Origin of the sequence: Paenibacillus nasutitermitis (assembly GCF_014641075.1) — a bacterium.
In the GTDB taxonomy this organism is placed as follows: Bacteria; Bacillota; Bacilli; order Paenibacillales; family Paenibacillaceae; genus Paenibacillus_Z; species Paenibacillus_Z nasutitermitis.
Genome location: NZ_BMHP01000001.1, coordinates 411,745 through 425,176, shown reverse-complemented (window position 1 = coordinate 425,176; position 13,432 = coordinate 411,745). Strand labels below are relative to the sequence as shown.

Annotated in this window: 14 protein-coding genes; 5 read left to right on the top strand and 9 right to left on the bottom strand. The window is 50.8% G+C overall.

The features are described 5' to 3' along the window. Positions 1-417: 417 nt before the first annotated feature. Positions 418-1,437, bottom strand: a complete 1,020-nt coding sequence (locus tag IEY46_RS01800; RefSeq protein WP_188988562.1) for a Gfo/Idh/MocA family protein — start codon at positions 1,435-1,437, stop codon at positions 418-420. A 50-nt stretch (positions 1,438-1,487) separates the two neighbouring features. After that, complete coding sequence (locus tag IEY46_RS01795; RefSeq protein ID WP_188988560.1) at positions 1,488-2,264, bottom strand: sugar phosphate isomerase/epimerase family protein; 777 nt, start codon at positions 2,262-2,264, stop codon at positions 1,488-1,490. Positions 2,265-2,377: 113 nt separating this feature from the next. Between IEY46_RS01795 and IEY46_RS01790 the strand changes: the two genes are divergently transcribed. Next, positions 2,378-3,190: an AraC family transcriptional regulator gene (locus IEY46_RS01790; RefSeq protein WP_188988558.1), complete on the top strand. Its 813-nt coding sequence runs from the start codon at positions 2,378-2,380 to the stop codon at positions 3,188-3,190. A gap of 141 nt (positions 3,191-3,331) precedes the next feature. Here the strand turns inward: IEY46_RS01790 and IEY46_RS01785 are convergent, their stop codons facing one another. After that, positions 3,332-3,865, bottom strand: coding sequence for a type 1 glutamine amidotransferase domain-containing protein (locus IEY46_RS01785; protein WP_188988556.1), 534 nt, complete (start codon positions 3,863-3,865; stop codon positions 3,332-3,334). Between the two features lie 131 nt (positions 3,866-3,996). Between IEY46_RS01785 and IEY46_RS01780 the strand changes: the two genes are divergently transcribed. Next, positions 3,997-4,236: a hypothetical protein gene (locus IEY46_RS01780; protein ID WP_188988554.1), complete on the top strand. Its 240-nt coding sequence runs from the start codon at positions 3,997-3,999 to the stop codon at positions 4,234-4,236. A 139-nt stretch (positions 4,237-4,375) separates the two neighbouring features. On the opposite strand, the gene IEY46_RS01775 is transcribed toward IEY46_RS01780, so the two are convergent. From IEY46_RS01775 to IEY46_RS01765, 3 genes are all read right to left on the bottom strand, one after another. Continuing rightward, positions 4,376-6,010, bottom strand: a complete 1,635-nt coding sequence (locus IEY46_RS01775; protein WP_188988552.1) for a DEAD/DEAH box helicase — start codon at positions 6,008-6,010, stop codon at positions 4,376-4,378. A 32-nt stretch (positions 6,011-6,042) separates the two neighbouring features. Further along, positions 6,043-6,816, bottom strand: a complete 774-nt coding sequence (locus tag IEY46_RS01770) for an SDR family NAD(P)-dependent oxidoreductase (protein WP_188988549.1) — start codon at positions 6,814-6,816, stop codon at positions 6,043-6,045. Between the two features lie 153 nt (positions 6,817-6,969). Further along, positions 6,970-7,431 carry a chemotaxis protein CheX gene (locus IEY46_RS01765; RefSeq protein ID WP_188988547.1) on the bottom strand — a complete coding sequence of 154 codons (462 nt, stop codon included), beginning with the start codon at positions 7,429-7,431 and terminating at the stop codon, positions 6,970-6,972. Positions 7,432-7,874: 443 nt separating this feature from the next. On the opposite strand from IEY46_RS01765, the gene IEY46_RS01760 reads away from it, so the two are divergent. Beyond that, a complete protein-coding gene (locus IEY46_RS01760; RefSeq protein WP_188988545.1) occupies positions 7,875-8,114 on the top strand; it encodes a hypothetical protein in 240 nt (79 codons plus the stop codon). On the opposite strand, the gene IEY46_RS01755 is transcribed toward IEY46_RS01760, so the two are convergent. Further along, the gene (locus tag IEY46_RS01755) at positions 8,111-9,109 is read right to left on the bottom strand and encodes an HRDC domain-containing protein (protein ID WP_188988543.1); all 999 of its coding nucleotides are present in this window, start codon (positions 9,107-9,109) and stop codon (positions 8,111-8,113) included. The genes IEY46_RS01760 and IEY46_RS01755 overlap by 4 nt on opposite strands. Before the next feature lie 333 nt (positions 9,110-9,442). Between IEY46_RS01755 and IEY46_RS01750 the strand changes: the two genes are divergently transcribed. After that, the gene (locus IEY46_RS01750; protein WP_188988541.1) at positions 9,443-9,739 is read left to right on the top strand and encodes a DUF3055 domain-containing protein; all 297 of its coding nucleotides are present in this window, start codon (positions 9,443-9,445) and stop codon (positions 9,737-9,739) included. Positions 9,740-9,792: 53 nt separating this feature from the next. Next, complete coding sequence (locus IEY46_RS01745; protein ID WP_188988539.1) at positions 9,793-10,002, top strand: hypothetical protein; 210 nt, start codon at positions 9,793-9,795, stop codon at positions 10,000-10,002. A gap of 76 nt (positions 10,003-10,078) precedes the next feature. Here IEY46_RS01745 and IEY46_RS36210 read toward each other — a convergent pair whose 3' ends face one another. Both IEY46_RS36210 and IEY46_RS01735 read right to left on the bottom strand, forming a co-directional pair. After that, a complete protein-coding gene (locus IEY46_RS36210; protein ID WP_229749999.1) occupies positions 10,079-11,512 on the bottom strand; it encodes a phosphodiester glycosidase family protein in 1,434 nt (477 codons plus the stop codon). Between the two features lie 254 nt (positions 11,513-11,766). Further along, positions 11,767-13,416, bottom strand: a complete 1,650-nt coding sequence (locus tag IEY46_RS01735; RefSeq protein ID WP_188988537.1) for a response regulator transcription factor — start codon at positions 13,414-13,416, stop codon at positions 11,767-11,769. Between the last annotated feature and the right edge of the window lie 16 nt (positions 13,417-13,432).

The window sequence follows — 13,432 nt, the reverse complement described above, 5'->3', positions numbered from 1 at the left end:
AGAAGGAAAAACCTTACTGCAGCAGGCATTGTGATTTGCAACCCACACTTTGGATGCAGAAATATATACCAGCTAATTTCGTCTATAGAAAAATCGATAAAAAAACCGGCCCCATAATGGGAGCCGGTTAATCAGGTTTAGCGCGAAAGCGGACGGAATCGTTCTGGAGAAACGATAGTGGTCGTCTTCGTCACTGGATTTCAACCGATACATGTTTTATACAATCAAAGAAATCCGGGGACGACAGCGATCGTAAGAATGATCCGTACGTGAAGCGTGCTTTGTTTCCTTCGATCCTTACGCAAAGCGTGCTTGTTTCCTTTGATCCGTACGCAAAGCGTGCTTTGTTTCCTTTAATCCGTACGCGAAGCGTGCTTTGTCCCGTACACGAAGCGTGCTTGTTTCGTTTGTTGAAACCTACAAGCTGATGACCGTGCCCTTGGCCTGCGATTCAAAGGCTGCGAGAATAACAGCCAGCGACTTGCGGCCTTCCTCGCCGGTTATAGCCGGAGGCGTGTTCGTGACCAGACTTTCAACGAAAGCATCAATGACGCCGCTTGTCTGCTGTTTGTCATTCGTTGAGATCGCGCCGACGTTATAACGCTCGACCGTTCCATCCCGAAGCTCCACAATAATCTGGTCCTCGGGATCTGTTCCGATCTTCATGACACCATTCTCGCACCACAGCACCGTACTGTTGTCCTCGCCTTTATAGTACGTCCAGCTGGCAACCAGCGTGCCGATAGCGCCGCTGCTCATACGAAGGAGGACCGTCGCATTGTCGTCCACTTGCGTATTTTTCTTATCCAGCGTTCCGATGAAAGCCGTCACCTGCGCTACCTCATCGTCCAGCAAATAACGGATCAGGTCGGACTTGTGTACGCCGAGATCGCCCATAGCGCCCATCACGGCTTCCTCTTTGCGGAAGAACCAGCTGCCGGGACCGTCTATGCTCCAATATTCTGGTCCAGGATGCCCGAAAGAAGTGCGGAAAGTAAGAACGCGACCGAGTCCCGCACTTTGGAGCAGCTCCTTCGCCTTCACGTGCGGTGGCATCAGTCTTTGGTTATGGCCGACCATCAGATACACATTGTTTTTGCGGGCTGCTTCAATCATCGCTTCCGCTTCCCCATCGGTGGCAGCCATCGGCTTCTCGACCAGCACATGAGCGCCGGCATTGGCAGCCGCGATTGTTGCTGCGGCATGCAGGTAATTAGGCGTACAAACGCTTACTGCATCCGGTTTGATCTCGGCAAGCATATCCTCGTAATTGGCGAAAGCTTTGGCTCCATATTCATCCGCATATTTCTGCGCACGCTCCATGACGGGGTCGCAGAAGGCCGCAAATTCAACATTGGGGTTCGCTGCATATTCAATAATATGTCTTTTTTCGGCGATGGATCCGCAGCCGATGACCGCAACTCTGATTTTACTCATACTGACGGCAACTCCTCTTCCGGGTATTGTATTCTTAACTCGAATGAATATTATGCTTTATGACCATTTTCCTTCAACCAGTTGATGCTGGTGCGGACAGAATCAAGCGGCGGGTTCGCGCAGGTATCCTGCTCGACGACGAGCCATTTCACATCAGCCTGCTGGGCAGCGGCTATAATATCGTTCAAGGCCAAATCCCCCTGTCCCAGCTCGACTGTATCAATGGCTCCGCCTGTTTCCTGCTGACGGAAATCCTTCAAGTGAAGCAGCGGAAGTCTGCCTTTGTACTTCGCGATATAGGCAAGCGGATCCTGCTTCGCATACTGGACCCAGCCGATATCCATCTCCACCTTAAGCAAATCAGCATCCACATGGCTGTACATGGCATCGAATATGAACTCTCCGCCGATTTTGCCGGCGAATTCAAAATCATGATTGTGGTAGGCGAACTGCAAGCCTTCCTGCTTCAAACGCTCGCCGATTGCGGCAAACTTCCGGAACAATTCCTTCCAGAAAGCTTCTCCGCCGCTAAGCTGCTCAGCCGTCAGATAAGGGCAAATGACATAGCTTGCTCCCACTGTTTTCAAAAAAGCGATTTCCTCTTCGAGATTCTCTTCCAGACGCTGAAGGCTGACATGACTGCCAAAAGCTTCAATGCCCAGTTCCTGCAAGAGGTCACGCATTTCCTCTGCGGAAGCGCCTCCATATCCCGCAAACTCGACCCCTTCATATCCCATTGCCGCTACTTCGCGAAGCGTTCCATTGAAATCATGTGATAAAACATCACGCAGTGTATACAATTGCAATCCGATTTTCATCTGATTCATCCTCTCTCAAACTGATTACTGATCTGACAATCATTATAGTGGAAAAGCCGCCGCAAGGAGATGTAGAATATACTTATAACATGAACAATCTTGCTACTAAATGAGGTCAGACTATGTACCCTACGTATAATGATGTTATGCTTTGCAGTTATTCTTATCATTCACATCCCTTTCAGATTGAATATTCGGAAGGGCTGCAAACCTATCTGTTCCGGCTTCAGACCGAGGGTTCCTGCAGAGCGCTCGTCAACGGACGGCTGGAACGTATAGAGGCCGGCGATCTGCTGCTGTTCAAGCCCGGGGATCCCTATCAGCTTCATATTGTGGCGGAGGACCATTCCCCTGCCGGCGGTCAATCGCAAACAGCGAGCGGCGATTATTTTGTGGTGTGCAACGGCCCCTGGCTGGATGAATGGTGGGCCCGCAAGGAACGTCCCCAGAAAACAAAAATTGTTTCCGACGAGCGGCTGTTGTCCATATGGAGGGCACTTGCGTTGGAGAAACGGCGGTTCATACAGGAGGACCGGGAAATGTGCGACTATCTGCTACGTTCCTTGTGTTTGAGTCTGGACAGGGCCGTAGCCACGCAGGCGGTGCTGCATGGGAAATCCTTTATCGCTACACGGATGAAAAACTTCATCGATGAACAGGCTGGTGCTACTTTTCTCATCCAGGACGTGGCCAGCCATGTTGGTTTGAGTGTTTCCCGCACCGTTCATTTATTCAAAGAATGCTTCGGCGTCACTATTATCCAGTATACCCAGAATGTCCGGTTGTCCATGGCGATGGAGCGCATGAAGTTCAGCACTATGCCGTTGGAGCAAATTGCCGAGACCTGTGGATTCGGCAGCTATTCCTATTTTTACCGGATTTTCCGCAGGCAGTTCGGCTGCTCGCCCGCAGTGTACAGAGAGCGGCAGACCTAGCGGAATGGGGATTTATGACCCGGTCAGACTTTTTTAGAAAAAGCGACTAAGCAACCTTGAGCCAACAAAAAAACGCTGCCCCCTCAAGAGGGTCAACGTTTCATGCCGGTCACGGATATGTTGGATCAAACCGTCATGTTGTCAATATGCGGCTACGCCCAGTTTTTTTATCGTTTCTTCGATAAAATATGGCTCGTCTTCAGGCGTGCGGGAGGTGATCAGATTCTCATCCACTACCACGGCTTTGTCGATGAACCGGGCGCCAGCATCGTTTAATTCTTCATGAAGCTCCGGATAGGCGGTTATATTCCGTCCCTCCAGCAGTTGCGCGCGCTCAAGGAGCAATGGTCCGTGACAAATTGCGGCAATGACCTTATGGTTTTTGTCCATCTCCTTGATGAACGCTATGACGGACTTATTGTCGATCAAATGGGAAGGCGATTCCCCCCCCGGTATGATGACAGCATCGTAATCCGCCGCATTGGCATCTTCCGCTGCTAAATGAGAGGTGTAGGACACCGTCCTGTGTTTACCGGTCAGCTCCATGCCTTTTTGTAAACTGATGATGACCGCCTCGTGGCCATTTTTCACTATAGCTTCATAAGGGTTTTTCATCTCGGAATCTTCAAAGTCGTGCGCCAGTAAGAAAGCCACCTTCTTCGCATGTTCCATCATAAGGTTCACTTCCCCTTTCCATTAATAACAAGAACCTGCCTAGCAGGCATATGTTCTATTACCCATTTAGTGAGGGGCTGAGACGTTTTCCCTTAAAATTACATTTCCCAGACCACCAGGTGTTCATGCAAATGAACGATAGAAGGAGAAGTATAGATGATGAAAGAATCCACAATACCTGCCGTATTTACCCCATGATCTGGATTTTTTACAGGCTACTGCAAACCGACCAGCACGACCATACCATTGGCCTGTATATCCAAGGCTCGGTCGCTTTTGACGGCTTCCCTCCTCAACGAAGCGATATTGATTTGATTGTCGTCCTGGCTCAGCCTGCAAGGGATGCGGACCTTGGCATGATTGATGGGTAGACAGTACGGTTCTGACGATTTGGGAGAATCGCGTAAGACAACTGCATAACATAACCGCGTAGCACAAACGTGCATGCCCCTTTGGACAGCAAAAAAAGAAGAAGCACCCGCACATGGCCGCTGCTCCTCCCTTTTACAGTTACTGACGATCATTATTTTCCTTGCTTGCTGCATCTCCCCGTTTGGCTTTCAGCCACTTTGGAGCCCCTTTATTTTTCCGTTCGCGTTCCATTTCTTTCTTCGACTTCGCAGGCTGGATGTTTTTAGCCGGTTTCCCTTTTGTATTGCTTGTGCTTCCAGCAGCGGTTGACGGCTTGGATGCTCTGTCGGATTGCGGCAGCTGCGCAGATTCCTTATGGGTGCCCGATGTCCCCGCAGCACGTGGATTCGAACTGGAAGGCAGGCTGCCCGAAGCCTGACGGGACGGGTCGCCCCGCTGAGCTTCATCTCCCCGGTTCTGCGTTCCCCCGGCAGATAATTTCGTTCTTGCAGCTGCATTGGCAGCTTCGCGGTGAGTTTTCCCGCCGGATTCTTCGCTTCCTGGATGCCTGGAAGCATCGCGGCCCGCCCTCTTCTGCGCTGCGGCAGCTTCATCAAGCTGTCTGCCGTAGGATTTGCTCCCGCGGACGGCTCCGCCTTCTCCCGGATCTGCGAGTTTTCCGCGGTACATTACTTTCTCACGCAGATCGATTCCGAGCTGCTTGCGGAATTTATCCATAATGAACAGCTGCTGTGTGGTAACTATGGATACCACCGTGCCCGGCTTGCCCATCCGTCCTGTCCGTCCCGACCGGTGAACATAATGGTCCGCATCCAGTGCCGGATCCAGGTGAACCACAAGCGGCAGATCCACGATATCCAGTCCCCTCGCCGCTATATCCGTAGCCAGCAGAAGCTGGATCCGGCCCTCGCGGAAACGTTGAAGCGTCCCGGCCCGCCGCTGCTTATCCGCATCGCCATAAAGCGTTTCAACCTTAAAACCCTCGTAGCCGAATTTAGCCTCGTAGTTGGCAATTTCATCGGTTTCATTAATAAAAAGCAGCGCTGTTTTCGGTTCCATCATCCGGATCAGACGCCTGGCCGTGTCCACCTTGTCCCGCTTGTCGCAAACCAGGAAATAATGGTTCACATTCTCAAGAGCCTGGCTGCTGCCCGTCGCATCGACACGCTCCGGTCCGCGCATCCACCTTGCTTCCACTTTCTCCATTTCTACCGGCCTGGTTGCCGAGAAGAAAGCGATTTGGCGGTCCCGCTGCATCGCCTTCAGAAGAGTCTCGACCTCCCGGGTCGAACCCAGATTAAACACCTGATCCGCCTCATCAATAATGACAAGTCCGATATGATGCAGCTTTAACTTGCCAGCAGCCATAATTTCATGAATCCGACCCGGCGTGCCTACGACAATATGCGGATGCAGTCTCAGCTTCTCCACTTGACGCTGCATAGCGGCGCCTCCAATTAGCTGCTGCGTCTTAATGCCAAGCGGTTCCCCATAATGCTCCGCAACGCGAAAAATCTGCATGGCGAGCTCCTGGGTCGGCGCAATCACCATCACCTGTACACCTGAATTGGCGGTATCCACCTTCTGCAGGGCAGGCAGCATATAAGCCAATGTTTTGCCCGTGCCCGTTTGCGATTTTGCTGATACATCGCGCCCTTCAAGCAGAAGCGGAATGGCGGCTGCCTGCACAGCAGTCGGCGTTTCAATATGATTGGCCCGGAGCGCCTCCGCCAGCAGCGGATGCAGCTCAAAAGATTCCCATGTCTTGTCCATCTTGTCCCTCATTCCTTAATGTTAAGCATCTATTATTTACGGTTTAGCCAGCGTCCGGCAATACGGTCCGCAAAACGCGGAAACAATCCGTATATCCGGATCCCGATCGCGGCGGATAACGGCAGGTCCACTTCCGGCGTCTTACGTTCGATCATTCTGACGATTGCCGCGGCTACCCGCTCCGGCGTGAGCATAAATCCCCTGACACTGTCGAAGTATGTGCCCTCCGGATCTGCAGATTTCAAAAAAGGCGTATCAATAGGACCGGGATTAATGGCAGATACCGTTATCCCCATAGGTGCCAGCTCTGTTCGCATGGCATTGGTCAGTCCCAGCACAGCATGCTTCGTGGCCGCATAGCCCGAAGCTTTAGCTGTGCTTATTTTGCCTGCCATCGACGCTACATTGATGATGTGCCCAGATCCCCGCTTCTGCATATAGGGCAGCACAGCCTTGGCACATCGTACCATGCCCATATAGTTGGTATCCATCATGCTTGCGAAATGCTCCACTTCCCCATCCACAAAGCTTTCAAACAAGCCAAAGCCCGCATTGTTGAGCAGGACATCAATGGCTCCAAACTCTTGTTGAATACGCTGGGTGATCTGAAGAACCTCGTCATAGCAGGTCACATCCATCCGGTAAATGCCATGCCTGCCTTCAATTTCGGCTGACATCTCCTTCAGGCGGTTCTCATTGCGGCCGGTAATAATCGGGATTGCACCGCGCAAAGCCAGCCGTTTGGCTGTTTCCGCTCCGATTCCGCTCGATCCACCGGTTATTAAAATGATCTTATTTCGTATCAACGTTCATCACCTGCTATCCAGTTTACTGCAAGCAGGACATTAAGGCAAAATATTCACATTTATCCGGTTTAGCAGGGTTGCCTGCGTATAGCATAGACAAGTTTTTTTTAGCTCTAAAAAAACAAAAAAGCTCCGGCAGGAGCTCACAACATGCTAGGATGCAATTAATACCTGAATGTCCAGTTCGCCAATTCCCTCCATAATAAGTGGAATAGTGAGTGCCCGCTGAGCTTTGAACCCGGCCGCCTGCGCGGAATGCATGACTTTAGGAGGAGTTATATCCACCCTCACACCCTGATTATAAAGCATTGTACTGGCATTTCCGCTGATCATATTCCCAAGTTCCGAGATTGCGCTTCGTCCCATCTCGTCAATTTCCGAAATGACATAGCCGCCCATCATCGCCGAAATCATCTTCATAGCAACCTCTTCACTCAAACCGAATACGATATCGCCTGTCATTTGGCCATTGAGACCGATCTGAATCCAAATATGATTCTCAACGAACTTAACGTCCTTTATCCCCAACTGCCCGGCAGCAGGTCGAATTTGAGCAACTTGTTCGATGACAATAATTGCGGATTCCAGGAAGGGATTAATATATTCTGCCTTCATCGTGAAGTAGCGCCCCTTTTCGACTTGATTCTTAATTCGTTCTTCTCACATATTATACTAAAGAAATTAGGACAAGTATACTACTCTCGTCTCCATTTTAGTAAATTATGTTGTATTTTGTCGAACTAAAGCCCCAGGAGGTAAGAGGATGCCGAATATATGGACGCATTTCATATTTGGCCAAAAAGTACTGGAAGTGCTTGGTGAAGAAGCTTTGATTGCCACAGGCGGGATCAATGGAGTGCCGCTATGCGTGATATGATACGGGCGCAGCGGCTTTTCCACGATCCTTCGGGATTCCGGCGGATCCTTACCTTCGGCAGGATTGAACCATTTGTTTTTAAACGGTCCCTGCCGCCTCTTGACATTCTATAAATGAAAGACGCCGGCCTTGGCTGGATCCCACGGACGGCAAACAAATCAGAACGGAGAGCATCTGGGACATGTGGAACATAGCCCTGAATGAAGACAAACCGATCATAACAGCGATCCTCCTGTGGCTGTGGGAAATCCATCGGATGGCTGCACAGCCTGTCCATGAAGACAGCCTGTTCCAGTCCTGCCCGCTCCGGGTGGCGGCGGCCGATCTTATTGCCAACCGCTCCTACGAAACGGGGCTTCCCTGCGGCAGCGGTGCCAAGATACTTCATGCCGATCCCATCTGGTCTAGGAAGACGAACTAGATCGCTTCCGGTTTAATCCGCCGGTAGCGCAATCGGATGAGACGCAGCCGGTCATACAACTTATCCACCGGCTTTCCTTTTACCGTATCCTCCCCATATACCTTGAAAAGGACCGGCTTCAGGTAACGGTCTCCCTCACTCAGCAGCGCTTCCCATACCAGCTGCAGCTCCGTTTCGGGCACCTGCTCCAGTTCACGTTCAATCAAAGGCTCCACATCATAACCTTCCGTCTCCAGCTTCTCGATCCGCTCCATGAGGTCGCGCCGCGGAAGCTCCAGCTCGGCTTGCATCTGGTCAAGCGTCTTCCCTTCTGCAATCGCTCTCAGAAGATGCTGCTTCTCCTGCTGTCTGTTCATCTGGGTTTTATACTTGTTCTCCTTTTGTTTGAATAACCATTGGGTATAGGCCTTCTGATCCAAAGAGTCTGCAACCCATTCCAGCGGAAAAGACGATTTCTGCTTAAACGCGCGCGTGATTGCGAGGACTTCTTCCCCGTAAGCCGCTTGCTTGTTTTCACCCCAACCGGGAATTTGCGCCAGCTCTTCAAGCTGATGGGGCACAAACGCGCTGATCATCCAAAGCATCCGGTTGGCGGAAATCAGATACGCCGATTTCTTATCGGCGATTGCCCTGGATCTGCGCCATTCCCGGAGCTGGCCGAACAATTCGCTGTTTGCGTTCATTTCACCGTAACACTGCAGCATGGTATACATCCCTCCCCTGCCGGCTGCAGATAGCCGGTCATCGAGAAGACCATCAATAAGCGGCATATAGCCCGTGCCCATCTGAACCGCGATCCCATGACGAAAGGCTGTCATCATTTCTTCCCAGGAACCTCCTTCAAACCAAACGGACTGCTGATCCGGCTTCTTCCCTTCCGGCTCCGTCCAGATCACTGTCCACACTCCCTCCTGCTCACATATGGACAGTTGTGCTTGAACGCTGCGTCCATTGTCCTCCGATTTCTCAAAGGTGTTCATAAAGACGATTTGCATGTTTCACGCCTCCTAATAATAGTTGTTTCTCAATCGCAGCAAGCGTCGAGGCACCCGGTTCTTGCGGAATGGGCACAAAAAAAGCACCTCTCCTGCCGGTTAGGGCTGAAGAGGTGCTTCCTCACGGTGCAATGATTTGATTGCTCAAAGCATAGCATAAGTTCACGTCTTCGTGCAATAGCCTTTTGAACAAAGAACTTCAGGCAGTATATGACAAGAGGTCTCTATCCATATTGCCCCTTGTATCGTCCAGGTGCTATGATAGAACGTGCACGCAACGGCCTGGCCTGCGAAGCCGGCCCTGCAGGATGTATAAATGAAGGAGGTTCCCCGATGCTGCTCCCTGATTATGATTTTATGTCGGACATGACTGAAGATACGTCGACGCGTTTCGTCACTTTTATAACCCCGAACTACAAGCGGTTCGACCTTGCTATCATGTCGACCAGCCGTTTCTATGGCAAGAAGCTGGTAACCGATTTGCAAAGCGGCCGTACCGCCATTATGGGCCAGGATGATTTGGAGCAGGAAGGTTATCTGGAGCATGTGTTCAAGCTTACCGAGGAAGAAGCCGGCGACCTGAGCCCGTTTCTGGAGCTTGTAGTGGGTAGCGTGAATTTTACGGATTGAACGGGATATACTAAGAAAGCATTAAATAGGCTTCAAAGCAGGAGGGAATCACAATGAGCAGCCGATTCAGCAAAGAAAACCGTCAGACCGATATGTCTTCGGTTGAATCGCAGCACAATGACCTCACGGCAGAAGAAAATACCGAGGAATCCTATGGTTCCGACCTGATCTCCGAATCACTTGGCTCAAGCACGCCATGGCGTATCGGTTATCGACCTTCCGACAAGCTCAATATCGTACCGGATGTTCAGGATGAGCCTTGAATTCGAACGTTAACCGATAAAAAAACGATAAAAATAGCCGGCCTCTAAAAAAGAGTGCCGGCTTCTTGTTGTCAATCTACCACTTAAGCTTCTCTCCGAAAAGCAAAGCATTGCTGAGCTCGCGTCCGGCAGAGGTCACAGATTTGCCCTTGTACCAAAGACCGGACGAGGCTCCGCCGTCCAAATTCATAGCCTGCCGGGCGCCAAGCTGGACCATTACCTGCGCCCATTGCTTCATCGTTGCTCCCGATACCGTGGCAATTATGACCGACCCGTCCTTGAGGATGGCAATACCGCTTCTTGCGCCCCCTCCGCTAAGGATTTTCGGATCCCTGAAACCTTCGTCCGCCGCATTCAGCGAAACCTTGCCATCCTTCACCAGTCTGGGACCTGCGCCAATAGCCGTATGCACCTGGCTCCAATCCAGCTTATTGCCGTTCATGTCCTGATATTCGACGTTGTAGGACACTTTGTCGCCAACTTTGAATTTGCCCGCTTGTCCTTTCTCCGCGCCCAGGAAAACCAATACATAACCATTCTTCGGAATCTCCGCATTCTCGCCGTAGGCGATCCGTTTCACATTGCCGTTCTCCACAATGACGGCCGATGCCGCAGCAAATCCCAGCTTTGCGCCGCGAGCGGGGGTAAACAAGGTCGCAGCCGAGCCGGAGGTAGGCTTGCGGTTAATAAAATAAGCATACCAGCCGCTGGTGCGTTCGCTGCCCTCAACATTCCCGAATATTTTGATGCGCAGGGAGTCCATCACCGCGCTTCCATCCCATTTGAAACCGATTGTTGTGCCTAAATTCCCAATATGCTCCGGCAGCCCGTCGCGGATTATATTGCCATATGGATCGGGAACGCCGCTATAAGCATCAAAGAAGGTCCCGTTAATGGCAATATCAGCGTTATAGTTTTTGGCTATCGCGGATAACGGCTGGGTTGCGCCTACGCTCCGGCCTGCAATTCCGGCAGTGACGGGCATGCCTTTGGGTATCGTAACCATGCTAACGGAGAAACTCTTGCCACCAGCCGTTACCTTACGCGATTCCAGCTTGGGAGAGAAGCCAAGCTTTAGCGGTTGCGCGGCCGAAACCTTTACCGGCAGCTTTAACTGGCCCTTATAGCCGGTAGAAACCACCGTAATAGTCAAGGTCGTACTGCCTGCGGCAGCAGCCGTTATAACACCCGCCGTATTCACCTTGGCGACGGCTGGATTACCCGTTTGATATGTCAAAGCCACCTTTTCGGAAACGATCAGCGAACTGCCGATAAACTCCCGTGTACCAGCGGTCAAAGCAACTGAAGCCTTGGGATAGGTAAGGGTTACTTGACCTGCCGGCTCTTCCGCCGTTATGGACTGTGCCCGGTTGGATGCTGTCCGGTTAATGCCCGATTTATCCGATTCCTTATACGGCACGGCTGATGCCGTCTCCATTAGCGGAACCGCGAGAACACCCAGCATCATTGTTGCCGCGAGCCCTGCCGTCTTCCAATTCAACTTAATCATTCTCTTTTTTTGACTTCTGTCTTTGTGCACCTTGCCCCAATCCCTTTCCATGTCCAGATATGTAGAGTGTCTATACCATTGTCGGATAAGGAGGGGGAATTTTGAATATGCTGATGAAAGATTCTGATGAAAAGATCATACTTCGGCTATTAAAAAAAACCGCAAGAGAGACGCTTTATGAAGCGTCCGTCCTGCGGTTACCGTTCAAATGTGTATCCTCCTTAGTTATTTTTAAGATCTATACTTGCTCCCTTTCAGTGCGCATTCTGATCCCGGAATTCCTTGGGCGTCCACCCGAAGTACTTCTTGAATACTTTAATGAAATAAGGCGGATTCTCATAACCGAGCTGCTCGGCAATTTCATGTATTTTTTTGCTGCTTTCCAGCAGGAGCTTCTCGGCTTTTTCCATTTTTAATCGTAAGATGTACCCGCTCAAGCCTTCACCAGTCTCGGACTTGTAAACGCGTGAGAGATAGACGGGATGCAGGTGGACAAAGTCCGCAACTGCCTGCAAGGACGTATCCTCCGAAAGATGATCCTCGACATATTCCTGGGCCCTCCGGATCAGATAGGCCGCCGTCTCGCCTTGCTCGCTGTTCATGTCCGCCTTAACCTTGCCAAGTACCCGTGATACCCACATCTGCAATTGCCCGACATTCCGGAAAGGGATCGCCTGCAGGAGCACACTGAAGTCTTCGCCGATGACCGCTTCCAGCTGTTTGCTGTTCTTGTGGGAAATATAAATCAATGCGCTTGCTACGGCAAAACAAACTTCCATGATATGTTCCTGGTAGGTTTGCCGATTACTCCGGCCAATGGACTCAAATACGGTGTGCAGTTTGTCGTCAATTGCATCATACCGTCCCGCTTCCAGCAATTGAACCAGTGTCGGAGAATCATACAAGCCGGTGGACGAGTCGATCGTCTGTGAATTACTGAAGGAGTCGGCGGAAATAAGAAATTCGTCGGTTCCCCCGAAGCGTTGCCGGATTAGTCTGAGAGACGATTGGTAGAGCATCGGTATTTCACGCGGAAATGATCCTTTGCTGCTGATCAATACGGAAATGCTGCCTTGAAGGAAGGATCTGACACAGTTCTGCAGCTCGCTTGCCTCACGTTCCAACTTCAGCGGTCTATGCAGCAGCGAATTCTCCCCGGAATAAAGGTCTGTGCTTAACACCGCCCTCTCCTTAATGAGAAAAACAAGGTAATCGTTGGCATCGCGGCATGTCCACAGCTCATATTCGTCTCCGAATATTTCCTCTGCCATATTCCCGATTGCATATTCCAACAGATAGAAATCATGTCGGCTGTAAGCAAAAAACGATTCGTCCAGGCGAACGAGCATCATCGTTACTTCGTCATCTGCGGAGAAGGGAATTTCAAAGGACTCCAGCTGTTGTGCCAGAACAACCTTTGGAAGACTGCGCCCTCTAAGCAGTTCATTAAGCAAATTATCTTTCAGCTTAGGCACATTTTCTCTTAAGGTATAGAGCGTCCGCTGATGAGAGCTGACCTCCTCCCATTCTTTACAAATCGCTTCCGTCGCCTTACGCAGACTTGCTATAATCTCTTCGTCTTCGGCCGGTTTAAGAATATAATCGACAGTATGACTTTGAATGGCTTGCTTAGCATATTCGAATTCAGCATAGCCGCTTAGCAGTATACTTTTGATTCTCTTGTGCTTCTGCCGGATCCGTTCGATCAATTCCAGACCGGACATGCCCGGCATCCTGATATCCGTGATCACGATTTGAATCGGATACGTATCCAGAAGATTCAATGCTTCGCTGCCGGAATAGGCTTTGTGCACCTGCTCAATTCCCAGTTCATCCCAAGGGAGCGATCTTGCCAGACTCTCCACCAGATGTTCGTGGTCATCCACAATCAGTATTTGAAACATCCTGCTCTCCCCTTTG

What these genes read in the sequence shown, in the direction of transcription:
- IEY46_RS01760 (WP_188988545.1), top strand. Translation starts at nt 7,875, where the DNA reads ATGTGGAACATAGCCCTGAATGAAGACAAACCGATCATAACAGCGATC.
- IEY46_RS36210 (WP_229749999.1), bottom strand. Translation starts at nt 11,512, where the DNA reads ATGATTAAGTTGAATTGGAAGACGGCAGGGCTCGCGGCAACAATGATG.
- IEY46_RS01800 (WP_188988562.1), bottom strand. Translation starts at nt 1,437, where the DNA reads ATGAGTAAAATCAGAGTTGCGGTCATCGGCTGCGGATCCATCGCCGAA.
- IEY46_RS01775 (WP_188988552.1), bottom strand. Translation starts at nt 6,010, where the DNA reads ATGGACAAGACATGGGAATCTTTTGAGCTGCATCCGCTGCTGGCGGAG.
- IEY46_RS01765 (WP_188988547.1), bottom strand. Translation starts at nt 7,431, where the DNA reads ATGAAGGCAGAATATATTAATCCCTTCCTGGAATCCGCAATTATTGTC.
- IEY46_RS01735 (WP_188988537.1), bottom strand. Translation starts at nt 13,416, where the DNA reads ATGTTTCAAATACTGATTGTGGATGACCACGAACATCTGGTGGAGAGT.
- IEY46_RS01795 (WP_188988560.1), bottom strand. Translation starts at nt 2,264, where the DNA reads ATGAATCAGATGAAAATCGGATTGCAATTGTATACACTGCGTGATGTT.
- IEY46_RS01790 (WP_188988558.1), top strand. Translation starts at nt 2,378, where the DNA reads ATGTACCCTACGTATAATGATGTTATGCTTTGCAGTTATTCTTATCAT.
- IEY46_RS01780 (WP_188988554.1), top strand. Translation starts at nt 3,997, where the DNA reads ATGAACGATAGAAGGAGAAGTATAGATGATGAAAGAATCCACAATACC.
- IEY46_RS01750 (WP_188988541.1), top strand. Translation starts at nt 9,443, where the DNA reads ATGCTGCTCCCTGATTATGATTTTATGTCGGACATGACTGAAGATACG.
- IEY46_RS01785 (WP_188988556.1), bottom strand. Translation starts at nt 3,865, where the DNA reads ATGATGGAACATGCGAAGAAGGTGGCTTTCTTACTGGCGCACGACTTT.
- IEY46_RS01755 (WP_188988543.1), bottom strand. Translation starts at nt 9,109, where the DNA reads ATGCAAATCGTCTTTATGAACACCTTTGAGAAATCGGAGGACAATGGA.
- IEY46_RS01745 (WP_188988539.1), top strand. Translation starts at nt 9,793, where the DNA reads ATGAGCAGCCGATTCAGCAAAGAAAACCGTCAGACCGATATGTCTTCG.